This window comes from Rhodococcus sp. APC 3903, assembly GCF_030407755.1.
Lineage (GTDB): Bacteria > Actinomycetota > Actinomycetes > Mycobacteriales > Mycobacteriaceae > Rhodococcus_F > Rhodococcus_F erythropolis.
Map to the genome: position 1 here is coordinate 287,415 of NZ_JASDCV010000005.1, position 23,735 is coordinate 311,149.

The following is a 23,735-nucleotide window of genomic DNA, read 5'->3' on the forward strand; positions in this document are numbered from 1 at the left end:
TCAGCTGCCGCCCGCCAGCTCTCCGACTCTGTCCCGGATCGCATCGAGCGCCGCCGGGATTCCGGCGGAGTCCGAACCCGAACCCTGGGCCATGTCGGGCTTTCCGCCGCCGCGGCCACCGATCTTGGGACCGAAGGACGCGACAAGCTCGCCGGCCTTCACACCGAGACCCTGGGCCGCCTTGCTGGATGCGACCACGAACGGGACCTTGCCGTCGACGTCACCGAGGAGAGCTACGACGGCGGGTTCGGAGCCGAGTCGGCCCTTGATGTCCGTGACGAGGCTGCGCAGATCGTTGCCGCCGACTCCCGCGGGAGCAGGCTCGGCAATGACCAGGACGCTACCGATGCGCTTGGCCTTGGCGACGTACTCGCCTGCCGACGCCAGCACAGCCTTGGCCTTGGTCTGCTCGAGTTCCTTCTCGGCCACCTTGAGTCGCTCGACGAGCGCCTCGACGCGGGCGGGTACCTCTTCCGAAGGAACCTTCAGTGAGGAGGAGAGTCCGGCGAGGAGAGCGCGTTCCTTGGCGAGGTAGCGGTAGGAGTCCAAACCGACGTACGCCTCGACGCGTCGGATTCCGGAGCCGACCGACTGCTCACCGAGCAGCGTGACCTGACCGATCTGGGCGGAGCTTCCGACGTGAGTACCGCCGCACAGTTCCATCGAGAACGGACCGCCGATTTCGACGACACGAACCTCGTCCCCGTAGTTCTCACCGAAGAGTGCCATCGCACCCATAGCCTTGGCCTTGTCGAGATCCGTGACAAATGTGTTGACCGCGTAGTTGGACGCCACGGCTTCGTTGGTGAGTGCCTCGATGTCCTGCTTCTGGGAGTCGGACAGCGCGCCCTGCCAGGAGAAATCGAAGCGGAGGTAACCCGGCTTGTTGAGCGAACCCGCCTGAACGGCGTTGGGGCCGAGCACCTGACGCAGCGCCGCGTGCACCATGTGGGTACCGGAGTGCCCCTGGGTTGCACCCTTGCGCCACTCGGCGTCGACGTGCGCGAGCACGACGTCGCCCTCGGTGATCTCGCCCTTCTGCACCGTCACCTTGTGCGTCCAGACCTTCTTGGCGATCTTCTGCACGTCGTTGACCTTGGCTTCGAGGCCCGGCGCGGTGAGCGAACCGATGTCGGCGATCTGTCCACCGGACTCTGCGTAGAGCGGGCTGCGGTCGAGGATGACCTCGACGTCCTGACCGGCCTTCGCGACCGGCACGCGGACACCGTCGACGATCAGTGCGAGGACGTGAGCCTCGGAGACGAGCTCGTCGAAACCGGTGAACTCGGTGGCACCTCGATCGAGCAGTTCCTTGTAGACCGTGAGGTCCGCATGCGCGTGCTTGCGCGCTTGAGCGTCGTCCTTGGCGCGCTTGCGCTGCTCGGCCATGAGCGTGCGGAAGCCGTCTTCGTCGACGGTGAGACCGGCCTCGGATGCCATTTCGAGCGTGAGATCGATCGGGAAGCCGTAGGTGTCGTGCAGTGCAAACGCCTGATCGCCGGCGATGACCGACTTTCCGGACGACTTGACCGTCTCGGCAGCATTCTCGAACAGGGCCGAACCCGACGCCAGCGTCTTGAGGAACGCGGTCTCCTCACCGACGGCAACGTTCTCGATGCGCGTGAAGTCGGTTTCCAGAACCGGGTACGACGGCGCCATCGTGTCGCGGACGACGATCATGAACTCGCGCATGGTGGGCTGCTCGCTGCCGAGCAGTTTGGCCGAGCGCACGATGCGACGCAGCAACCGGCGCAGGACGTATCCGCGGCCGTAGTTGCCGGGGTTCACACCGTCGGCGATCAACATCGCGGCGGTGCGTGCGTGGTCGGCGATGACGCGGAAACGGACGTCAGAAGTGTGATCGGTCCCGTACACGCTGCCGGTCAGTTCGGCGGCCTTGTCGATGACGGGGCGGAGAAGGTCTGTCTCGTAGACGTTTTCGACGCCCTGCAGGAGGAACGCAACGCGCTCGACGCCCATGCCGGTGTCGATGTTCTTCTTCGGCAGCGGTCCGAGGATCGGGTAGTCGCCCTTGTTGGTGCCCTCGCCGCGCTCGTTCTGCATGAACACGAGGTTCCAGATCTCGATGTAGCGATCCTCGTCGGCTTCCGGGCCACCCTCGACGCCGTACTCGGCGCCGCGGTCGTAGAAGATCTCCGAGCAGGGGCCGCACGGTCCGGGAATGCCCATGGACCAGTAGTTGTCCTTCATGCCGCGGCGCTGGATGCGCTCTTCGGGCACACCGACCTCGTCGCGCCAGATCGAGAACGCTTCGTCGTCGTCGAGATAGACGGTTGCCCACAAGCGCGTGGGATCGATGCCGTATCCGCCGTCCTCGACCGAACCTGTCAGCAACTGCCAGGCGTGGGAGATGGCTTCCTTCTTGAAGTAGTCACCGAAGGAGAAGTTGCCCGCCATCTGGAAGAAGGTGTTGTGGCGGGTGGTGATGCCGACCTCTTCGATGTCCAGGGTGCGGACACACTTCTGCACAGACGTCGCGCGCGAGTAGGACGGCGTCTGCTGCCCGAGGAAGAACGGCACGAACGGAACCATGCCCGCGTTGACGAACAGAAGGTTCGGGTCGTCGAGAATCAGCGAGGCGCTGGGCACCTCGGTGTGGCCGGCCTTGACGAAGTGGTCGAGGAATCGCCTGCGGATCTCGTGGGTTTGCACTAACCGGTCCTTACCTTCAAGAGCGTCGAGCTATGGGTGTCCAGACTAACGCGTCGACCGGTGGAACCTGGCAGGCGTCAGCCACGAACGATTCGGCGGAGTTTGCTCACCCGATCGGCGATCTCTCGCTCGTTGCCGTGTGCGGTGGGCTGGTAATAGTCGACACCCACCAGATCGTCCGGTGGATACTGTTGCCGCAGAACACCATCACGTGTGTCGTGCGGGTACTTGTATCCGACTGCGTTGCCCAATTGCTCGGCACCCTTGTAGTGCCCGTCACGCAGATGCGGCGGTACCAGTCCGGATTTTCCGGCGGCCACGTCGGCCATGGCTGCACCGAGAGCGGCGATCACCGCACCCGATTTGGGAGCCGTCGCCAGATGAATGGTGGCCTGTGCCAGCGCCAGACGAGCCTCCGGCATACCGATCAGCTGCACTGCCTGGGCAGCGGCGGTGGCAGTCTGCAGCGCCATCGGGTCCGCCATGCCGATGTCCTCGCTGGCATGAACCACCAGACGCCTCGCGATGAAACGAGGGTCTTCGCCCGCGGTCAGCATCCGAGCGAGGTAGTGCAGGGCGGCATCGACGTCGGAGCCGCGAATGCTCTTGATGAAGGCGCTGATGACGTCGTAGTGCTGATCCCCGGCACGGTCGTACCGAACCGCGGCCTTGTCGACACTGGCCTCGACGGTCGCGAGGTCGAGCACCACCGGGCCCGGAGCGTCACCGGCCGTGTCCAGTGCAGCTCCGGCAGCGGCCTCGAGTGCCGTCAGGGCTCGGCGTGCGTCACCGGCTGCCAGACGAACGAGGTGTTCCATCGCGTCGTCGTCGATCGCGATCGCTCCCCCGAACCCGCGCTCGTCGGTGACCGCACGCTCGAGCAGTTCCTGGACATCCGCAGCGGTGAGCGATTGCAGTTGCAGGACCAACGAGCGCGACAACAGCGCGGAGACGACCGAGAAGGACGGGTTCTCGGTGGTCGCGCCGACCAGGAGCACGATCCGGTTCTCGACCGCGGCGAGCAAGGCGTCCTGCTGGGTTTTGGAGAAACGATGGACCTCGTCGATGAACAAGACGGTCTGTTCGCCGTTCAGCAGACGACGGCGGGCAAGTTCGATGACACCGCGGACTTCCTTGACGCCGGCGGACAGGGCAGACAATGCCTCGAACCGACGGCCGGTAGCGCCCGAGATCAACGACGCGAGCGTGGTCTTGCCGGTGCCGGGAGGTCCGTACAGAAGTACCGATGCAGCGCCGGACCCCTCGACCATTCTGCGCAGCGGAGCACCAGGGCCGAGCAGGTGCTGTTGACCGACAACTTCACCGAGAGTGAGGGGGCGCATGCGGACAGCCAGAGGAGCACCAGGCGGCACCGAGGACAATGCGCGCTCGGCGACAGACACGACATCGGGTTCGTCGACGATCGCGGATTCCTCCGGAGTTGCCTCGAACAGGCCGTCTTCCGCCACCACGCCGTCTTCCGCCACCACGCCGTCTTTCGCCCCCACACTGTCTTCCGCTTGCCAATCGCTCACGAATCGACGCTACTAGAGACCACCGACGCTTGACACAACCCGCAGTTCCGCCAGCCCTCACGTCCTCGGCAAAGGCGCTGTAATAGCGTTGTCGCCATGAGCACCTCCGAGATCGCCACCGTCCTCGCGTGGCACGATGCACTCAACTCCCAAGACATCGACACGCTTCTGCAGTTGTCGAGTGACGACATCGAGGTAGGCGGCCCCAAGGGCGCGAGCCAGGGACTCGCTGCCCTGCGCGAGTGGGCCACCAACGCCGGCATCACGCTCGTCCCCGGGAAGATGTACGTCCACCATGGCGTGGTCGTCGTCGAACAGACCGCAACGTGGGCGGCCGAACCGGACAAGTCCGCGACCCTGGCCTCGGCTTTCCGAGTCGTGGCCGACCAGGTGACGTCGACGTTCCGCCATCCTGATCTGGCGACGGCGCTCGCGGCGACGGACCTGTCCGAGAACGATCTGGTCTCCGACAACTGAGCGGACTCGACCGAAAAAGGGCGCTCGTGCTGCATGCACGGGCGCCCTTCTGCGTGTGATCAGTCAGAAACTCAACTGAACTCGGTGCGCAGCGCCGCCACGACGTCGCGGGCGTGTGCCTCGACGGCGTCGTTGCCGGCGAGCTTCGCCGAACGCGCGAGTCTTGCCCAGCGTCCCACCAGTGCGTCGGCCCGTGGAATCGAGAGATAGTGCTCGCGGACAGCGGCGATACGTGAATGATCCTCGGGCAGGTACAGATAGGTGCTGAGCCAGACCCAGATGAGTTGGGCCTCGACGATCCTGCGCCCCAATTCGGCCTCGTCGGCCAGGGCCGGCCACATCCCGACGACCTCGGCCCGCCAGGCATCGACCATCGCCGACGCCCGCTCTTCGGTCAGGTCGATGTTGCACAGGCAACCGGGGAACGACACCAACGCGTAGGTGATGTCGAGGAGGGCGTCCCGGTAGCCACCCCACTCGTAGTCGAGGAACTGCACGCCGTCGTCGTTGACGATGATGTTGTCTGGGCACAGGTCCGACGGACTGAAGGCGCGGAATCGACCGCCACTGAACAGTGTCTGCGCGTGCTGAACCTGCTCGAGAATGTCCGAACTCACATCGATGCCGAGACTTTCCACCAACATCGCGGGAACACCGGCCACTGCGCGTCCCACCTGATCCGCCACTTCATCGGAGCAATGGGCGACCTCGGCTCGACGCAGCAGTGCGGTGAAGTCGTCCTCACGGCCGACGGTCGCGGCGTGCATGCGCCCCATGGCCTGCGCCATGGCCATCAGCGTGTGAGTGACGGTGTCCGGGTCGGAGTCTTCGAGTCGGACGCTGATTGCGGTGGCGTCGCCGAGATCACTCAGGATCAAGAGGCGAGCATCGAGGTCGGACGCCAACAGTTCGGCGCCGGGGCGTGCGTCCTTGGCAAGCGCGTTGGCGAACTGATACGACACCGCTTCACGAAGGAAAGCGGTCTCGACGTCGAAGTCACCTTCGGACGCGGCGGGGAGCGCAATCGCGGTTTTGGTGGCTCCCTGGAAGTTGTCGCGGACCTGCTTGATCACCAGCGTTCGAGGCAGCGAGAACGGGTTCTCGGCGACACGTACGCGTAGCACGACGGTGCGGCCACTCCCCCCGAGATCGACTGGATCCACCAGGGTTACGGGTGCCCCTGTGCGGCGTGTCAGCAACTGCTCAGCAGCTGCGACGACTTCGGAAACGGGGTCTGCCAGTAATGCGGTCATCACCGACCAACTTACCCGTTAGTGACTCCGATCATGCCCAGCTCATCCACTCACAGCGGCGAATTCAAGCTCTCACAGCGACAGAAATTGCCGTCTACCTGCGGTGATGACAAAAGTCCCTAATCGCCACACCGGCACACAGTTCTCGCGAGAATTTTGCTGTCGGTGAGCAGAACTCCGAACCGGCGATGTCATGGAGTTTTGTCCTCGTCGACAAATCGAGAAATGCCTTTCAACGCTGCTTCGAATTCCTCGTCGGCCCGGGTTCTGACCCAGAGGACGAGCACGCAGGCAGTGACGATCCCGACCAGGTTGACAGCCAGTTGCAGCGACGACAACCCGGCGATCCGCCATTCTCCGTTTGCTGCCGCAACCACCGCGAAACCGGCGGCAGGAACCGTGGTGACGGAGATGAACACTCCGACCAAGGCAGCGGACTTCGACGAGACGAGTGCCAGCATCCCAGCCGCACCGGCAAGAAGCGCGACGACAAACGAGATGGGCCCGACCTTGTAGACGAAATCGACCTCGTGGAGCGATTCGAGACTCACGACGTCCATCCACCCGAAGAACTTCACCACGAACGTTGCGGCGAGAGTCACGCCCATCGCGATGGGGAATCCGACGGCGAGCGCGAGAATCGAACGTCGACGCAACCGTCGATCCCGCCGTACGAGTGCCACAGCCAGCGCGGCCAGCGGCCCGAACTCCGGGCCGACGACCATGGCTCCCACGATCGTGATCTGAGAGTCGGTGACAACGCCGATTGCCGCGAGCAGACATGCGATCGTCAGGAACGCGACGAACAATCCGTTGAGAGTTGATTCTTCCCGAGTGCGGGACAGCAATTCCTCCCAGACGACGGAATCCGCGGGATCACCCGGCACGTCGCGCTCGGCTTTGCGTGCCGCCGCCGACAACACCGTCTCGACCGGTACGAGCGTCATTCCGCCGTCCTCGGCGACGCCGAGAGCCGTCAGAGCATCGACGACGTCGTTGGCCGCCTCACGGGCGACGTCGGCCTCCACCATGTCGCCGGCGGGATGAACCGCGACATCACGTAATACGACGATGTGTGTCGCGCCCCGCTGCGACGCGAGCGCACCGAGAACTTGCTCGGTGCGCTCGGTCGGGCAGATCACCCGCAAATGCAGCATGGCGATCCGGTGTCGGCTCTACTTGGCTTCGACGGTGTCGCCTTCGGACTTCTTGTCCTCTGACTTCTTCTCGGGCTTCGCGTCAATACCCGATTCCTTGCGCTGCTGCGCAGAAATCGGTGCCGGAGCATCCGTCAGCGGGTCGACGCCGCCGCCGGACTTCGGGAACGCGATGACCTCACGGATGGAATCCATGCCGGCGAGGAGAGCGGTGATGCGGTCCCAGCCGAAAGCAATTCCGCCGTGCGGAGGCGCGCCGAAGGCGAAGGCGTCGAGAAGGAAGCCGAACTGCTCCTGCGCCTCTTCCTCGGAGATACCCATCACCTTGAACACTCGTTCCTGAATGTCCTTGCGGTGGATACGAATACTGCCGCCGCCGATCTCGTTGCCGTTGCAGACGATGTCGTAGGCGTAGGCGAGAGCGGAATCCGGATCGGTGTCGAACGTGTCGAAGAACTCCGGCTTCGGCGACGTGAACGCATGGTGCACGGCCGTCCAGGCGGAGTGGCCGAGCGCAACGTCACCGGATGCAGTGGCGTCTGCGGTCGGCTCGAACATCGGAGCGTCGACGATCCACACGAAGGCCCACGCGTCGGGATCGATGAGATCCTTCTTGCGGGCGATCTCACCACGGGCCGCGCCGAGGAGGGCGCGCATCGGCTTCGTTGCGCCGGCTGCGAAGAAGATGCAGTCACCCGGCTGAGCTCCGACGTGAGCAGCAAGGCCTTCACGCTCGGCGTCGGTCAGGTTCTTGGCAACGGGACCACCGAGAGTGCCGTCTTCGCCGACCAACACGTACGCCAGGCCCTTGGCCCCGCGCTGCTTGGCCCATTCCTGCCAGGCGTCGAGTTGCTTGCGCGGCTGGCTTGCACCGCCGGGCATCACGACGGCGCCAACGTACTCCGCCTGGAACACGCGGAACGTCGTGTCCTTGAAGAAGTCCATGCACTCGACGAGTTCGATGTCGAAACGCAGGTCCGGCTTGTCGCTGCCGTAACGACGCATTGCCTCGTTGTAGGTCATGCGGTCGATCGGCGTCTTGATCTCGTGGCCGACGAGCTTCCAGAGCGCCGTCAGGATTTCCTCGGCAAGCAGGATGATGTCGTCCTGGTTGACGAAAGCCATCTCGATGTCGAGCTGAGTGAACTCGGGCTGACGATCGGCGCGGAAATCCTCGTCGCGGTAGCAACGCGCGATCTGGTAGTAGCGCTCGATGCCGCCGACCATGAGTAGCTGCTTGAACAGCTGCGGGCTCTGCGGCAGTGCGTAGAAGCTACCGGGCTGCAGGCGTGACGGTACGAGGAAGTCGCGGGCACCCTCTGGCGTCGAACGCGTGAGCGTCGGAGTCTCGACCTCGACGAACTCGTGGTGCGCGAGAACGCCGCGCGCTGCAGCACTTACCTTGGAACGCAAGCGAATTGCGGATCCGGGCCCTTCACGACGCAAGTCGAGGTATCGGTACTTGAGGCGAGCTTCTTCGCCGACCTGATCGTCGAGCTGGAACGGCAGCGGTGCGCTTTCGTTGAGAACCTCGAGTTCGGTGGCGTTGACCTCGATTGCTCCGGTGGGGATCTCGAAGTTCTGGTTGCCCTCGGGGCGAACCTCGACCGTTCCGGTTACGCGAACGCAGTATTCCGCGCGCAGACGGTGCGCCTGCTCGGCCACGTCACCTGCCCGGAAAACTACCTGCGCAACTCCGGATGCATCACGGAGATCGATGAAGATCACTCCGCCGTGATCACGACGCCTGGCTACCCAACCGGTGAGCGTTACGGTCTGCTCTGCCTGCTCGGGTCGCAATGAACCGGCGAGATGTGTGCGCAGCACGGGATTCCTTTCGAACTACTTCCAATAACCGACGACCGACTACTTTGCCTGCGATCCTACGGAGCGAACTGCGCAGAGCGGAAACGCGGACCCGCATCGCATGCGAAGCTATCTCCAGAAGTGACGGCAAGCACTTGTTCACGACAGCAGAAAGCGGACATAGATGACCTTCAACGAGGGGGCCCGCGCTGAAGCGGGACGCGTTCAGGTTCAAGGCGGCGGGGGCGGCGGTGGCCGCGGCGGCAAAATCGCGATCGGCGGTGGCGCGGGTGGCATTATCGTCCTGATCCTGGCGCTGTTGTTCGGCGGTGACCCCGGCTCACTACTGGGCACGTCCACCGAGACTTCGAGTTCGTCGACCGGACTGTCGTCGGTCGACGACTGCACCGGGGCGATGGCAAATACGGACATTAACTGCCGAGTCGCCTTGACTGCGGAAAGCCTCGACGATGTCTGGGATCAGCAGTTGGTCAAGCAGACCGGCACGGCGTACGTGCGACCCGAAGTCATTCTGTTCAGCGGTTCGGTCAACACCGGTTGCGGCCAGGCGTCGAGTGATGTCGGTCCGTTCTACTGCCCGGCGGACCAAACGGCGTATTTCGACACGAGCTTCTTCCAATTGCTCGTCGACCGTTTCGGTTCCAGTGCCGGACCGCTCGCACAGGAGTACGTGGTCGCTCACGAGTTCGGACATCACATCCAGAATCAGCTCGGCGACATCGGCCGCGCGCAAGCTGACCCACAGGGTGAGCAGTCCGGCGCGGTTCGCACCGAACTCCAGGCCGACTGCTATGCAGGCGTGTGGGCACACTTCGCGGCTACAACTCCCAACGCCGACTCCGGTCAACCATTCTTGAAGCCTTTGTCCGAGAGCGATATCCGGGACGCCCTCTCGGCGGCGTCATCGGTGGGCGACGACCGCATCCAGAAGTCCACGACTGGTCGGGTCAACCCCGAAGGCTGGACACACGGCTCCTCCGCACAGCGGCAGGCGTGGTTCAAGACCGGATACCAGACGGGCCAGATCTCGTCGTGTGACACGTACTCGGCGCGGGATCTGAACAATCCGCCCGATCTGAAGCGGTAGAGAACCCCCGAAATACCATCCCGTCGACAATTTTTTCTGTCTTGACAGATTTGATTGTCGGTGGGATGGTTTTCTCATGTTGGAAGTTGCAGTCATCGATCGTCCCGCAGCTGCCGAGGCCTCGCTCGATCCGATCCGCCAACGGATTCTGGCTGAACTGGCAGTCCCGGCATCAGCATCCTCGCTGGCACCCCGAGTGGGCTTGACGCGCCAGAAGATCAATTACCACTTGCGCACTCTCGAGGAACACGGACTCGTCGAACTCGTCGAGGAGCGCAAGCGGGGAAACATGACGGAGCGGATCATGCAGGCCAGCGCCGCGTCGTACGTCATCTCCCCCGCTGCAATGTCCGCGCTCGCGCCGGACCCGAGCCGGTTCCCGGATCAGCTCTCGGCGCGCTGGCTCGTCACTCTCGCGGCGCGGATCGTCCGAGAGGTCGGCGAACTGATCGCCGGCGCAACTGCGGCCGGAAAACCGTTGGCGTCCTTTGCCATCGACAGCGACATCATCTTTGCCACGGCGGCCGACCGCGCCGCCTTCGCCGGCGAACTCGGGGAGTCGATCAACTCACTTGTGGCCAAATACCACGACGGCAATTCCGAAGCCGGGCGCAAACACCGCTTGGTTGTCGCCCTGCATCCCAGTCTCACCACACCCCACGTCACCACACCCGAAACGGAGCACTAGCGATGTCCGAGAAATTCGAAATCCGCCGCGAGGTGGTCGTCCCCGGAACTCCCGAGCAGATCTGGGCCGCGATCTCGGCAGAGACGGCCGGCTGGATGTTCCCGTCTCCGCTCGAAATCCCTGCGGACGGCAGTAGTCCGGACAGCCCGATCATCGCGACGTGGGAGCCGCCCCGCGAGCTAGCCATCCACATGCAAGGCCCCGACGGCTGGTTCAACAACCTCGAGTATGTCGTCGAGGCCCGCGACGAGAGCACCGCCGTTGTCCGCTACGTCCACGCCGGAGTGTTTGCCGAGGACTGGGACAACCAGTACGACGGCGCGAGTAAGCACACGGACTTCTACCTGCACAGTCTCGGCCAATACGTGCGGTACTTCGCCGGCAAACCCGTCACCTATGTCTCGGCCGAAGGCCCGGAATCCTCGTCCTCGCCGCAAGCGATGGGAACGCTTCGCAGCGCCCTCGGAATCACCTCGGGCACCGCTGTCGGTGACGCCACGTCGGTGGAAGTCCCCGGAATCGGAACCGTCGACGCGATTGTCGACTACATCAACGACTGGTTCATCGGCTTGCGTACCGAGGACGCATTGCTGCGGTTCTACGGACGAAACGCCTTCGGCGGCACCGTCGACGCGGCCCATCACCTCTTCGCAGAGGGCGCTGACGGTGGATCAGCAACGGCAGCGTGGCAGGCCTGGCTCGACGGCGTGTTCGCCTGAGTCGTCACACTCCCCGCTCTGCTGACACGCGACCGTCGTCGATCGCGGTCAGCAAAGCGGCATGATCGCGTGCGTTGCGTTTGGCGTAGGCAGCCGCGAACTCCCCGATCGCGAAATCGAATTCGGTTCCGTCACCGAGATATTCGGCGATCGCAATCCGATCGGACGAGCGAGCATGCGCATAGGCCAGGACCCTCGCGCATAGTCGCCCGTAGAGTTCCATCCCTTCAGGTTTCATGGTTTCGATGACCGCTGATCCCTTGCCGTCCCGAAGTTGGCGGATGTAGAAGTCGTGCTCATCCTCGTCGAGTCCCGGTCCGCGCTCCCACCCCAGGAAGATGTCACTGGTGGCCTGCATCAGGCGCTGCCCGTTCACTACTCGTTCGCCCTCGTTGGAGAAGGTGGGGCCATCGACGTACGCCGAGAGAACGGACGGCTGCGCCTCCTTGACCTGCAGGATCAACGGATCGTCGTCGTCGACGCCTTTCATCAGGATCATCCACGCGCGCGTTCCGACGCTCCCGACACCGACAACTTTCCGCGCGATGTGCGTCATCTCGAAGCTTTCGAGCAACACCCGACGGTCCCACTGCAACGTGCTTCGATAGGAACGAACGCGCTGACGTAGCAACTCCTCGATCTGAGTGAGGTCGGTGCCCGCGAACAATTCCTCTGCCGGCACGATCAGCGGCGGGTCACTGATGAACCGCCTTCTCCCGTCGACGATTTCGGTGAATTTGCCGGCAGCCTGAGCGCTGTCTCGGCGACGAGCCTTGTCCAACGTCGCCTGGGTCCGCTCGAGCATTCGCTTCTTCAAATCGACGCGAAGTTCTTCCAGTCCGTCTTCGGGTGCGATGTGCGCGTACCAAACTGCGAGGTTCCCCAATCCTGCCTGAGCGATCAGGGTTTCGCGATACTCGGCCGCACACCCGCGAACGATCTTCTTACGCTCTTTGCCGGAGTATCCGTTGTCCTTCGCTGCGATCGCCAAACTGGCGGCCAGCCGTTTCACGTCCCATTCGAACGGCCCTGGGTACGTTTCGTCGAAGTCGTTGATGTCGAACGCGAGCTTTCGCTCGGGCGTCGCATAGATACCGAAGTTGCTCAGGTGTGCGTCGCCGCAGAGTTGGCTGTTCAGGCCGGAATCAGGGCTTCGGGACAAGTCGTCCGTCATCACCAGGGCAGCACCACGGAAGAACGAGAACCGGGACGCCGACATGCGCCCGTATCGGATGGGCACCAGGTCCTGTACCCGCGACTTCGCCTGCAATTCCAGCAGTGATATCGGATCGCGGTCACTCTCTGTCAGATCCGCGAGCGCGGCCAATGGCGTATCTCTACGCGCCTGGCGGCCGCGCGCCCGCCTCTCGTCGACAGTGGGATGCTCGGTACGCACTGCTGTCATCTGCCCGACCTTTCACTCGCAACGGCTATCGCTACGAACTCGACGCGTCGGGCGTCGTTCGGCCTCCTGATCCGCGCGCTGCGCGTACCAGGAGTTCCGGACTTGACACCAACGCCTTGCGCCACGGAAGTACCCCGTCGATCTCGATCTGAATCGACAGGCTCAACACGGTCCGAATCAGAACGATCATGCCCAGAACTGCGGCGTCGGTCAGCGACGGTGAAGACGTCACAGTCTTCACCAGATCAGCGGCGACAAGGATCTCGAGCCCGAGAAGGATGACCGCACCCATCGTCTCGCGCAGAGTGCGAAACGCTGAACTACCGTCGCGCGTTCGACTCCAGGCGCGCCCCGCGATCACGAATGCGAACACGAACCCGAGGACCATGGCGACAACACCGAGTACTTCGAACCATTCGGTGACAAGCTCGAAGAACCTGATTTTGTCCATGATCATGATTCTCGAGGTAATGCACCGATAAGTCGAGGTGACACGACGGAGTCAGCTGAAGATCCGCTCGATGTCGTCGAGTCGCAGCTCGGTCGCGCGAGGAGAATAGCCCGAGCCCCACAGGCTGTCGTCGACGTAATGGACGTTCCCCGAGCGGACAGCGGGAAGACGCTCCCAGAGCGGGTTCATTGCCAACTGCGCGCGGACGTCCTGCTGGTCCTGGAATGCACCCACGATGATCACGTCGCTGGTCACCTGATCGAGTTGCTCCGCTGTGAGTGTGCGGGTGAACTCCTCCGATGTAGCTCGATCGCCCGGGAAACCGAGAGCATCGAGAAGAGCGTCGACCTGGTTGTAGACGACACCGTTTTCGCCGGTACGCAGCAGCGTCACCGACGGTAGCGAGCCGAGGGCCGAGAGCCGATCCTTGATTGTGAGGAGGCGCTCTTCCGTTCTCGCGTTCAATTCCGCAGCAGCTTCTTCCCGTCGGACCGCGACGCCCATCGAGGTGACCAACTTCTTCATCTCGTCCCACGTGAGGTACCCGTTGAAGCCGGCGAACACTGGAACACCGGTCGCAGAGAGTTCGTCGTAGGACTTTGCCGCATAAGCATTTCCGGCGGTCAGGAGCATGACGATCAGATCCGGCGACGCGCCGATGATCGCTTCCTTGTTCCACGTTCCCGCCGTGCCGAGGTTCGGGATGTTCGCCGCCTCCGGCATCGTGCGCAACACCGCGTCGCCGCCCACCCCTTCGAGACCGAAGAAGCTGCCGACGATCTTCTCCGGCGGCACACCGAGGTCGAGGACCGTCGCCATGGCGCTGACGTGGGCGATGACCATTCGCTGCGGATCCGACGGAATCTCGACTCTGCCCGTCTCATCCTGCACTGTGACGAGACCACTTGGCGCCGAGCCGTTTTCGTCGCTGCTGCACGCTGCCAGCAATGTCGCAGCCGCGACACCGAGCCCGGCGCCGAGGAATCCCCTGCGTGTCAGCGCATCGACGATGCGTTCCCACTGCTCGTCTGTATCGAGTGTGGTGTTATCGAGTGCGGGCGCCAGGCAGATCGAGTTCGGCACAGTTCGGTCCATTCGTTCGAGCGGTCGAAGATCTCCTCGATTGTGGCTATCGAACCGTCGAAACTGAACAGGATTTCGAGCCGACATCTATCTCTGTCCGGTCACACCTTCTTGACGACGCTCGACTTCAATTGCATCGGTCCGATGCCGTCGACCTTGCAGTCGATGTCGTGGTCGCCAACGCCCTGAACAAGGCGGATGTTGCGCACTTTCGTACCTGACTTGATGCCGGTCGGACTGCCCTTCACCTTGAGCGTCTTGACGACCGTCACCGTGTCTCCGTCCGCAAGGATGTTGCCTACGGCATCTTTCACCACACCCAGTTTCACCACACCCGAGTCCTCGCCGGCACTATCGGTCGGCGCCCACTCGTGCGCGCAGGACGGGCAGACCATCAACGCGCCCATCTCGTAGGTGTATTCGCCGGCGCATTCGGGGCAAGGGGGCAAGGTGTCTTCCACGCGGTTCATCCTATCCACCAGGCACCCGATCCCCATTTTTGCATTTCATGAGGCATTCTTGGGCGAAATATTGCATTCGATGAAACTTTGCACTCTGTGCAATTATGGATGAAATGGGAACCGAAACTCTCGGATTGCGCGAACGAAAACGAATTGCGACGAGGCAGCTGATCGAGCACACTGCCGTCGAACTCGTCCTCGACCTGGGCTATGACGAAGTGACCGTCGAGAAGATCTGCGAGGCCTGCAATCTGTCGACCCGCACGTTCTTCAACTACTTCCCCACCAAGGACGCGGCGATCGGTGGGCTCATGCTCGTCGTGCCAAGTGAGGCAACCATGCTCACGCTCATCGGCGAGCACCCGGACGATCCGCTGCGCGGCGCCCTCGCGGTCTTCGAGGCGGCGATGCAGATCGTCGACGAGCGACCCGATCTGCTCGCGCATCGACGCGAATTGTTCGAACGTCATCCCACGCTGTTGCAACAACATCTGGCCACCTTCCACGATCTTGAAGACACGCTCACCCGGATCCTCACGCGGGAGTTGTCGCACAGAACCGAGTATCGCCGCCTGCACTCGGATACAGCCGCTGCCGACGAAGCCACGGCAACGGTCATCACCGCAGGCGCCGCGATGCGTTACGTCTTCCGAAAATGGCAGAACAGTGAACGGGCAAGCCCCAGAACCGACTTGCTTGATCCGGCGCTACTCCTGATGGCTCGAATACTCAGGTCCGAGAGCTGATCCACACTCTCTCGCACCAGCTGTCACTCAACTAAGGAACTACATGTCCACTCGAGAAGCTGCGACCGTCGAGCCCGACGGCACGCATACCGATACCGAGGCCGCGCCGGACAAACGGTCGATCATCCTCGTTTTTGTCGGGCTTATGATCACGATGCTTCTGGCATCGCTCGACCAGATGATCTTCAGCACCGCGCTCCCGACCATCGTGGGCGAATTGAACGGCGTCAACCACATGGTCTGGGTGACGACGGCATACATCCTCGCCTCGACCGTCATGATGCCGGTGTACGGAAAACTCGGTGACCTGATCGGGCGCAAGGGCCTCTTCATCGGCGCCATCAGCATTTTCATCGTCGGTTCGGTGATCGGCGGTCTGTCCCACGACATGACCACACTCATCGCTGGTCGAGCCGTGCAAGGACTCGGCGGCGGCGGATTGATCCTGCTGTCCCAGGCGATCATCGCCGACGTCGTCCCGGCCAGGCAACGCGGCCGGTACATGGGTGCGATGGGCGGCGTGTTCGCACTGGCTTCGGTTGCCGGCCCCCTTCTCGGTGGATGGTTCACCGAGGGCATCGGCTGGCGCTGGGCATTCTGGATCAACATCCCCCTCGGGCTCCTCGCAATCGCGAGCGCAATGGCATTCCTTCACCTGCGGAAGCCGAACCTCGGCAAACCTCGCATCGACTATCTGGGAATGATCCTCGTCGCAACGGCCGCAACCTGTCTGATCCTGTTCACCACCTGGGGCGGCAACACCTACGCCTGGGGGTCAGGCGTCATCATCGGGTTGATCATCGGCTGCATCGTGACCGCAGTGGCGTTTGTCTTCGTCGAGAAGCGTGCTGACGAACCGGTAATTCCGATGCACCTGTTCGCTCAGCGAAACTTCGTGTTGACCACCGTCGCGGGCCTGATCATCGGCATCGCGATGTTCGGTGCGCTCGCCTACCTGCCGACCTATATCCAGATGGTGACAGGCAAGAACGCCACCGAAGCAGGACTGATGATGATTCCGATGATGGCAGGCCTGCTGGTCGCCTCCATCGGATCCGGTCAGCTGGTCAGCAAGACCGGCCGCTACAAGATCTTCCCCATCGTCGGAACATCCATCGTCGCAGTCGCTCTTGTCCTGCTCTCACGTCTGACGCCGTCGACCTCACTGCTGGTCTTCGGTTGCTACATCGCACTCATGGGTATCGGCCTCGGCCTCGTCATGCAGATCTTGATCTTGATCGTGCAGAACACCTTCCCCGCGGCCGAAGTGGGAACGGCCACCGCGTCGAACAACTTCTTCCGTCAGATCGGTGCGTCGTTGGGCAGCGCGATCGTGGGCAGCCTGTTCGCCTCGCGTCTGACCAATCTCCTGGCCGAGCGACTCCCCGCGAATGGCGGCGCGGTCGGTGGTGACGAGAACTCCTTGACCCCGGGAATCCTCTGGAAGTTGCCCAGCCAGGTTCGCGAGATCATCGTCGGTGCGTACAACGACGCGCTGGCGCCGATCTTCCTGTACCTCGTCCCCTTGGTCATCGCGGCAGTTGTCCTGTTGCTCTTCGTCAAGGAGAAGCCACTCGCGACGACGATCGATCGCTCGGCACCCCCGCTCGAGTAATTGACTATCGTGGCGTGATGTCGCACGCACCGAATACGCCCAGACGCACTCTCGCTGTTCTGGGCGTATTCGGCGTTGTGGTGGTCGTAGCTGTCGCCGGCGCACTGTGGTGGTTCGCGCGCGGCGACGACGCTCTTGCCGGCGAGAATCTCGATTCGTTCCCGGCCGTCGACCACGGCATTCTCAGCGCTCAGCAGAGTGCGCTACTGGGCGTCCTCGAGCAAGAGTGGGAGTCAGGGAGTCCCGGCACCAAGTACGCCGAGGGCGTCGAGGAATCGTGGTGTGCCGATTTCGTGAGCTGGTCGATGAACCAGATCGGCACGCCGTTCTCGAACCCCAACTCAGGGTCGTGGCGCATCCCCGGGGTGTACACGCTGCAGGAGTATTACGAGTCGGTCGACGCGTTTGTCCCCTACGGTCAGGACTACCAGCCCAAGGTCGGCGACACGATCCTGTACGGCGACTCGAGCCCCTTCGGCCAACACGTCAACGTCGTTCTGGTCAACGACGGCGGCACTCTGACGACCGTCGGCGGCAACGAGAACAACAAGGTCATGCTCCATCGCATCGTCCCGTCGGAAGTCCCGGGGATCGTCGGGTTCGGCGTCATCTGAGCCACCCCCGCCGTCTTTGCGTGATGAAACTTGATTGCTGTGAGCGGTGAGATTTCCGAATTGGTTCAACCGTTGATTGGTGCGAACGGATCGACATTGTTCGGATAATTCCTTGTTTCCGTCGTCGACAGATTTTGATATCGAACGAAGGATCAGACCTGGCAACTAGATTCATATCCAGCTGCCCCCTACCTCAGACAGGAATTCGATGCGCCCTGGTGAGCTGACCACCCTCGAGCAGATACAGCTCATGGCCCGCGCGGCTGCTGCGCAGGCCATGAGCACGCCGTCGATGCTCCGGCTGCGGCTCGGCCGCTACCCCACTCGCACACCCGAACTGCGCAAACGCCCACTCCCCGACACCAAGCTGTGCAGCGAAGCGCTCGATCACGCCAGAGGAACCCTCTCCCCCGCGGTCTTGAACCACAGCCTGCGCTGCTGGATCTGGGCCGACGCCTTCGCGCAGATCGATGCGATCGAGTACGACCCCGAAGATCTCTTCACTGCGTGCGCCCTTCACGATGTCGGACTGGGCGCAAAAGGATCGGCCGAGCACGGGTGTTTCACCTACATCAGTGCCGCAGACGCAGAAGAACTCGCGACCAGAGTGGGAACTTCGGAGAGGTCGGTACAGCGAATCGGCGAAGCGATCCGTCTGCACATGGATCTGACCGTCGACCGCGGCGCGGGCGCTGACGCCTATCTACTGCATGCCGCAGCGCATTTCGACGTTGCCGGTCGGCGTGCGCCCGAAATTCCGCGAGCAACTGTTGATGCAACAATCGCGGAGTACCCGCGAACAGGGTTCACCGACGAGTTCGCGCAGTCGATGCGGCGCGAGGTCGAGCTCCGTCCGCACTCTCGCGCGGCGACGCTCTGGAGATCGGGGATGGCCCTGCCGTTGCGTACCAATCCCCTGGATTGGAAGAGCCGGTAACTACGAAAAGTCCTCGAGCACTGCGGTTCGCGCCCCTCCGACGTTCCCGGTATTCACCACGCCGACGGGTTCGATCAACATCACCTCCGCTTCGTCCTCGGCGATCGGGCAATGTTCGACTCCGCGAGGTACCACGAACAGTTCACCGGGCCCCAGTGGAACATCTCCGTTTCGGAGTTGGATTCGAATCTGCCCCTTCGTCACCAGGAACATTTCGTCGGTGTCGGTGTGGGAGTGCCAGACGAATTCACCTTTGATCTTGACGATCTTGATCTCGTAATCATTGAGGGCCGCAATCTTCTTGGGCGACCAGTGCTCGGTGAACTGACCGAACTTCTCGCGGAGCGATACCGCTGTTGCCGAACTGTTCATGTTGTTCCTCCCTCGGGCGCGCCACCACCGCGATGACGACCCCGCCACTCTTCGTCACCCGAGGCAGCTGCGTCTTGTACGTTTCTGACATGGATCCCCGCGGCGCACAGATCACCGCGTGGGCACCGGGCCTCGCGGGAATCACCGAGGTCTTCCATGCCGATTTCGTCGGACACGCCTATCCCAAACACACGCACGATCAGTGGTCCCTGATGCTCGTCGACCGGGGCACGATTGCATACGACCTCGATCATCGCGCTCATGGCGCAGCACCCGAGATCGTGACTCTGTTGCCGCCAGGCATCGCACACGACGGAGTTCCGGTCACCGAGGCCGGATTTCGTCAACGAATCCTTTACCTCGACACGTCAGTTCTCGGTGAGGTCCTCATAGGCCCGGCGGTGGACAGCCCCGAGATTCGAGACCCTCTGCTGCGCCACCGCATCGATCAACTGCACTCTGCACTCGGCCCACACGGCGAATCACTCGAAGCCGAAAGTCGCCTGGGGTTCCTCGCTGAAAGATTAAACGAGATCCTCACACCGGCCACAGGTCGATCCCGTCACGCGCCGACCGTTGACGAACGCGTTGCCGATCAACTTCGGGACCTGCTCGATGCGCGACTCACAACGGGAATCACGATGCGGGAAGCGTCGAACATCCTGCAACGGAACCCCACGTATCTGATCAAGAACTTCGCGAAGCATTTCGGGCTTCCGCCTCACAAGTACGTGACGGGACGTCGAATCGATCTGGCGCGACGCGCAATCCTCGCCGGGCGCGAATTGGCGGACGTGGCCGTCGACGTCGGATTCCACGATCAATCCCACCTGTCGCGGCACTTCGTCAAGCATGTCGGGGCGCCGCCCGGTAAATACGCACTGAACGTGGTCGGCAGAGCGCGCTAGTCGAAGCACCTGGCACAGGTTTCGTCGAGCAGACACTGGTTCCGGTCAGCTGGAGTCAGTGTCCACTGAATGAAAACGGTGTCTGGTCCCGACGATCAAGCAGCCGTCTCGAGGTCGACCAGGAGGAAGTCCTCGCGCAGCGGCCCGTATTGACGATCGGTCAGCTGATACGAGCGCAACGCGCGAGGCGCGCGGGCCAACTCGTAGAACCGCTCGGACCCGGACACGAACTGCCTCGATGCCCAACCCCAGTTCGGGCGGTGCGGAAACTGCGGGTCGGGCAGCATGTCGGACTCCATCGACATCAGCCGTAGACGGCGAACCACTCCGGTAGTGGAGGCATTCTCGTCGAAATCGGTCCACGCCTGACGGGCATTTGTGTCGTCACGAGGAGTTCCGGCGCGTAGTTGCAAAGCGCCCGCGGCTTCGATCCGAGACGGCAACGGTGGTTCGGCGTCGAACATGAATTGCAGTGCACCGACGCGAGCGATCGCCGGCTGGACCGGCTCCCGGATGTCTGACCCGTCGCGAGGCAGTCTCCACATCAACGGTTTCGAACTCGTGCGCACTTCCGCCGTCAAGACCCACGCCGGCTCGACTACCACCCACCTGCTCGGGCTGTCGACATTCCAGGAGAGTCCCCACCGGACGGTCTCCCCCAATTCGGGAGGAACGAACCACCGAAGACGCAGAGCGTCGACCACTACCGGCGTGATCATCGTGTCGAAGTTCGCCGACGCACCGACCACTCGACCGGCTCCACCGCATCGTCCAGCCCGAGAACCACGCGAGCTGCATTGCGCCCTTGATCGAACAGGGACTGGCGAACTGTGGTCAAGCCGGCGTCCGATGCGGCTGTTGTGTCGTCCCATCCGACGACTGCGACATCGTCGGGCAGCGCGAGGCCGAGTTCACGGATCGCGTCCAGAACCCCCAGAGCCAGTTCGTCACTCATCGCCAAGATGACATCGGGCCTTCGGCTCTCGGGAACGTCGAGCAGGGACCGAGCCATCCGCGCACCCTCGCTCCGCTCGTTGACGGTGACGACCCCCACCCGCACCGAGGGCCAATCGAGGCCCGCGTCGCGGACGGCGCGCTCGTAGCCCTCGAGCCGATGGCGGGACACCGGAAAGAACGCTTCACTTGAAACCACGTCCATCCGAATCTCGGACCGACGCTCACGATCCCACGGAAGGCTGATCACCGCGGGGCGCTGCGCCCCCGACAACCCGACTGCCGCGATCGCAACGGCGCCGGCAACATCGTCCATCCCGACGAGATCCACACCCTCGTGCAACGGCCCACCCTGGATGCATGCGGGTTTTCCGGTGCCGACAATCGCGTCGAGGATGGGATCGTCGAAGACGGTGGTCCAGACGACAAAGCCGTCTACTGCCGCGTCGCGAACTCTGTCGACGTCTCCCGGTTTCCCCGAGTTCGGCAGCATCATCAGCCCGGCGTTCGCATCCAGGCACGCTTCGGCGACTCCCGAGAGGAATCGCCGAGCTACTGCGTCTTCGAAGGCGTACGTCAGCTTCTCGCTGAAGACGACCGCGATGTTGTTGAATTTCCCGCTCCGCAAGGACTGCGCCGCCCGGTTAGGGCCCGCGTACTCGAGCTCTTCGGCGGCGGCGAACACCTTGGCCCGCGTTGATTCAGACACGCGCTCGGGCTGCGCGAAGGAGTACGACACCGACATCACCGACACGCCTGCGGCCTTGGCGACGTCGGCCATCGTCGGACGACTCGAACGCTGCGCACGTATGGCCATGAGCATCAGCATAGCGAGTGCAAAATATCCATTGCGCAGGTGTGTATCGATACATGTATCGTTACACAACATGACTGTTCGACTGCCGAAGGCAACCACGCTACGGCTGATGACACTGGCCGGAGCAGCCTTCGCCTACGTGACGGCCGAAATGCTCCCCGTCGGACTGCTCAGCGAAATCTCGACGGACCTCGACGTCACCGAAGGGCGTGTCGGCCTACTGCTGACCTTCTACGCATACGGTGTCGCGGCCTTGACGCTTCCGCTGATCGGAGCGGTCAAAACCTGGCCGCGCCGACGTGTTGTCGTTCTGACGGTGGCCACCCTCGCGGTGTCGCAACTGGTCGCAGCATTGGCCGTCAACTATCCGATGCTGGTGATCGGACGATTGCTCTGCGCTGCGACGCACGGAGTGTTCTGGGCTGTCGTTGCCCCGGTCGCAGCCACTCTGGTTCCGCGCGGACAACAGGGCAAGGCAATCGCGATGGTGTATGCCGGTACGTCTCTCGCTTTTGTTCTCGGAGGTCCACTGTCTTCGGCGATCGGCCAATCCTGGGGTTGGCGGACTGCGTCGGCGGCAATCGGTGTGGTGGCAGTGGTCATCGCTTTCTCACTGCATCGTGCGTTGCCCGAAATGCCGGTCGATCAACACCATCGGAGCAAGCGAGACAAACCGAAGCCGACACCGGCGATGAAACGGGCACTCGCCGTCATCTGCGCGGCAACGCTGTTTGCCGCCCTGGGGCAGTTCGCTTCGTACACGTTCTTCACACTTCTGGTGGAGGAAAGCCTCGGCTCGTCCGGTGGCATCCGTACCGCGATGCTTCTGGTCTACGGCGCCGCCGGCGCAGTCGGAGTGTGGGTCGCCGGCAAGTACTACGACCGCCGACCGCGTCTCTTCACGCTCATCTCGATCGCGACGGTGGCAGGCGCGCTGGCCATCTTCTGGCTCTTGGCGCCGTCGATGGGAGCGTTCGCAGTTGTCGCCACGATCTTGTGGGGTGCGGCGTTCACCACCGTTCCGATCTGCCTCCAGTCCTCGGTTCTGCGCGCCGTCCCGATCGGGACCGACCGAGCCTCCGCCGTCTACGTGGTCGTTTTCCAAATCGCGATTGCTACGGGTGCCTTGCTCGGCTCTGCCGTCGTCGACGGTGGCGGGCTCTCACATCTGGCGGGCATCGGGGCCACTCTGATGATCGGTTCGTTGGTGATAGTCGGGTTCGGCCGACGCGCATTTCCCCGCGAACCGCAGCGGTCTACTCACTCCCCCACCGACGCGGCAGCGACGGTCGCGTCGTAGATCAGGGTGTATCGCCAGAACAGTCGTCTCCTGATCCGGCTACCTGGCAAATACAACGCGGCCGCGCGTCGGACGTCAGCCATCGACTCACTCGGTTCCGCGGTGGGAACCGTCATCGCCTTCAGTGGCTCGGAGGCAACCCGTCGATGCTTGACGACGCCGACGACGGGATTGCACACGGTCGCCAACACCGACAGGAGTGCGTCGGTGGCTGTGGTCGATCGATAACACCCGACCACGACGAGCCGGCCGCCCGGTTCGAGCAGGCCGCTCAGCCGCTTCATCGACTCTTCGAGTGGAAGATGATGCAACGCCGCGACGACTGTGATCGCGTCGTACTTCGCCTCGGATGCAAAGTCCTCGATCCGCCGTGCTTCGATGATCACGTTCTCGTCGTCGACAAACCTTGCGCGCACGGCGGCAGACGTCGTCAGGTCAGGTTCCACACCGACCACCACGTCGAACCGCCGCCGCAAGAGGTCGATCAGATTGCCGGTCCCGCTCCCCACGTCGAGAGCGCGACCCGACCTGACTCCGCGCAGATTACGTAGAACCCACCGGCCGTAGTGATCGTTGTGACTCCACGGATGGCGTCGGTTGAAACCGTCCAAGCGCGCAATCACACCCATACCCGACGGTATCAATCCGAGCCCGGG

The 23,735-nt window shown here is 63.0% G+C and carries 23 protein-coding genes; 10 read left to right on the top strand and 13 right to left on the bottom strand.

All coding sequences use genetic code 11. The features are described 5' to 3' along the window. Positions 1-2,673: an alanine--tRNA ligase gene (alaS, locus tag QMA15_RS09665; protein ID WP_019748361.1), complete on the bottom strand. Its 2,673-nt coding sequence runs from the start codon at positions 2,671-2,673 to the stop codon at positions 1-3. 77 nt (positions 2,674-2,750) lie between these two features. After that, positions 2,751-4,076: a replication-associated recombination protein A gene (locus QMA15_RS09670; RefSeq protein WP_223257843.1), complete on the bottom strand. Its 1,326-nt coding sequence runs from the start codon at positions 4,074-4,076 to the stop codon at positions 2,751-2,753. 228 nt (positions 4,077-4,304) lie between these two features. On the opposite strand from QMA15_RS09670, the gene QMA15_RS09675 reads away from it, so the two are divergent. Continuing rightward, the gene (locus tag QMA15_RS09675; RefSeq protein ID WP_019748359.1) at positions 4,305-4,685 is read left to right on the top strand and encodes a nuclear transport factor 2 family protein; all 381 of its coding nucleotides are present in this window, start codon (positions 4,305-4,307) and stop codon (positions 4,683-4,685) included. A 71-nt stretch (positions 4,686-4,756) separates the two neighbouring features. Here QMA15_RS09675 and QMA15_RS09680 read toward each other — a convergent pair whose 3' ends face one another. From QMA15_RS09680 to aspS, 3 genes are all read right to left on the bottom strand, one after another. Next, entirely contained in the window at positions 4,757-5,938 is a 1,182-nt protein-coding gene (locus QMA15_RS09680; protein WP_024487255.1) for a kinase, read from the bottom strand. Between the two features lie 191 nt (positions 5,939-6,129). After that, positions 6,130-7,095, bottom strand: coding sequence for a DUF389 domain-containing protein (locus tag QMA15_RS09685; RefSeq protein WP_019748357.1), 966 nt, complete (start codon positions 7,093-7,095; stop codon positions 6,130-6,132). 18 nt (positions 7,096-7,113) lie between these two features. Further along, positions 7,114-8,922: an aspartate--tRNA ligase gene (gene aspS, locus QMA15_RS09690; RefSeq protein ID WP_279163857.1), complete on the bottom strand. Its 1,809-nt coding sequence runs from the start codon at positions 8,920-8,922 to the stop codon at positions 7,114-7,116. 163 nt (positions 8,923-9,085) lie between these two features. Here aspS and QMA15_RS09695 point away from each other — a divergent pair, with 163 nt between their 5' ends. From QMA15_RS09695 to QMA15_RS09705, 3 genes are all read left to right on the top strand, one after another. Continuing rightward, on the top strand, positions 9,086-10,009 hold the full coding sequence (locus QMA15_RS09695; protein WP_279163856.1) for a neutral zinc metallopeptidase: 924 nt from the start codon (positions 9,086-9,088) through the stop codon (positions 10,007-10,009). A gap of 76 nt (positions 10,010-10,085) precedes the next feature. Beyond that, on the top strand, positions 10,086-10,697 hold the full coding sequence (locus QMA15_RS09700) for a helix-turn-helix domain-containing protein (protein WP_070386063.1): 612 nt from the start codon (positions 10,086-10,088) through the stop codon (positions 10,695-10,697). A 2-nt stretch (positions 10,698-10,699) separates the two neighbouring features. Beyond that, positions 10,700-11,416, top strand: a complete 717-nt coding sequence (locus QMA15_RS09705; RefSeq protein ID WP_279163855.1) for an SRPBCC domain-containing protein — start codon at positions 10,700-10,702, stop codon at positions 11,414-11,416. Between the two features lie 4 nt (positions 11,417-11,420). On the opposite strand, the gene QMA15_RS09710 is transcribed toward QMA15_RS09705, so the two are convergent. From QMA15_RS09710 to QMA15_RS09725, 4 genes are all read right to left on the bottom strand, one after another. Then, a complete protein-coding gene (locus QMA15_RS09710; protein ID WP_019748352.1) occupies positions 11,421-12,821 on the bottom strand; it encodes a DUF2252 domain-containing protein in 1,401 nt (466 codons plus the stop codon). Positions 12,822-12,852: 31 nt separating this feature from the next. Beyond that, on the bottom strand, positions 12,853-13,272 hold the full coding sequence (locus tag QMA15_RS09715; protein WP_007728052.1) for a DUF1622 domain-containing protein: 420 nt from the start codon (positions 13,270-13,272) through the stop codon (positions 12,853-12,855). Positions 13,273-13,323: 51 nt separating this feature from the next. After that, on the bottom strand, positions 13,324-14,355 hold the full coding sequence (locus QMA15_RS09720) for an ABC transporter substrate-binding protein (protein WP_279163854.1): 1,032 nt from the start codon (positions 14,353-14,355) through the stop codon (positions 13,324-13,326). A gap of 101 nt (positions 14,356-14,456) precedes the next feature. Continuing rightward, positions 14,457-14,825: a zinc ribbon domain-containing protein YjdM gene (locus tag QMA15_RS09725; protein WP_019748349.1), complete on the bottom strand. Its 369-nt coding sequence runs from the start codon at positions 14,823-14,825 to the stop codon at positions 14,457-14,459. 104 nt (positions 14,826-14,929) lie between these two features. On the opposite strand from QMA15_RS09725, the gene QMA15_RS09730 reads away from it, so the two are divergent. The 4 genes from QMA15_RS09730 to QMA15_RS09745 all read left to right on the top strand — a co-directional run bounded on the left by QMA15_RS09730 (position 14,930) and on the right by QMA15_RS09745 (position 18,728). Beyond that, a complete protein-coding gene (locus tag QMA15_RS09730) occupies positions 14,930-15,562 on the top strand; it encodes a TetR/AcrR family transcriptional regulator (protein WP_024487257.1) in 633 nt (210 codons plus the stop codon). 43 nt (positions 15,563-15,605) lie between these two features. Further along, on the top strand, positions 15,606-17,177 hold the full coding sequence (locus QMA15_RS09735; RefSeq protein WP_019748347.1) for an MDR family MFS transporter: 1,572 nt from the start codon (positions 15,606-15,608) through the stop codon (positions 17,175-17,177). Positions 17,178-17,194: 17 nt separating this feature from the next. Next, positions 17,195-17,791: a CHAP domain-containing protein gene (locus QMA15_RS09740; RefSeq protein WP_021344205.1), complete on the top strand. Its 597-nt coding sequence runs from the start codon at positions 17,195-17,197 to the stop codon at positions 17,789-17,791. Between the two features lie 208 nt (positions 17,792-17,999). Then, entirely contained in the window at positions 18,000-18,728 is a 729-nt protein-coding gene (locus tag QMA15_RS09745; RefSeq protein ID WP_029538083.1) for an HD domain-containing protein, read from the top strand. On the opposite strand, the gene QMA15_RS09750 is transcribed toward QMA15_RS09745, so the two are convergent. After that, positions 18,729-19,100: a cupin domain-containing protein gene (locus QMA15_RS09750; RefSeq protein WP_003945018.1), complete on the bottom strand. Its 372-nt coding sequence runs from the start codon at positions 19,098-19,100 to the stop codon at positions 18,729-18,731. An 89-nt stretch (positions 19,101-19,189) separates the two neighbouring features. On the opposite strand from QMA15_RS09750, the gene QMA15_RS09755 reads away from it, so the two are divergent. Further along, positions 19,190-20,008 (top strand): AraC family transcriptional regulator, encoded by an 819-nt coding sequence (locus tag QMA15_RS09755; RefSeq protein WP_019748344.1) that lies wholly within the window; start codon positions 19,190-19,192, stop codon positions 20,006-20,008. Between the two features lie 95 nt (positions 20,009-20,103). Here QMA15_RS09755 and QMA15_RS09760 read toward each other — a convergent pair whose 3' ends face one another. Both QMA15_RS09760 and QMA15_RS09765 read right to left on the bottom strand, forming a co-directional pair. Continuing rightward, the gene (locus QMA15_RS09760) at positions 20,104-20,727 is read right to left on the bottom strand and encodes a hypothetical protein (protein ID WP_290284165.1); all 624 of its coding nucleotides are present in this window, start codon (positions 20,725-20,727) and stop codon (positions 20,104-20,106) included. Continuing rightward, a complete protein-coding gene (locus QMA15_RS09765; RefSeq protein WP_228117894.1) occupies positions 20,724-21,779 on the bottom strand; it encodes a LacI family DNA-binding transcriptional regulator in 1,056 nt (351 codons plus the stop codon). The genes QMA15_RS09760 and QMA15_RS09765 overlap by 4 nt, the downstream gene beginning before the upstream one ends. A gap of 70 nt (positions 21,780-21,849) precedes the next feature. Between QMA15_RS09765 and QMA15_RS09770 the strand changes: the two genes are divergently transcribed. Continuing rightward, the gene (locus QMA15_RS09770; protein WP_290284168.1) at positions 21,850-23,079 is read left to right on the top strand and encodes an MFS transporter; all 1,230 of its coding nucleotides are present in this window, start codon (positions 21,850-21,852) and stop codon (positions 23,077-23,079) included. On the opposite strand, the gene QMA15_RS09775 is transcribed toward QMA15_RS09770, so the two are convergent. After that, entirely contained in the window at positions 23,040-23,708 is a 669-nt protein-coding gene (locus tag QMA15_RS09775; protein WP_021332950.1) for a class I SAM-dependent methyltransferase, read from the bottom strand. The two genes, QMA15_RS09770 and QMA15_RS09775, sit on opposite strands and share 40 nt — an antisense overlap. Between the last annotated feature and the right edge of the window lie 27 nt (positions 23,709-23,735).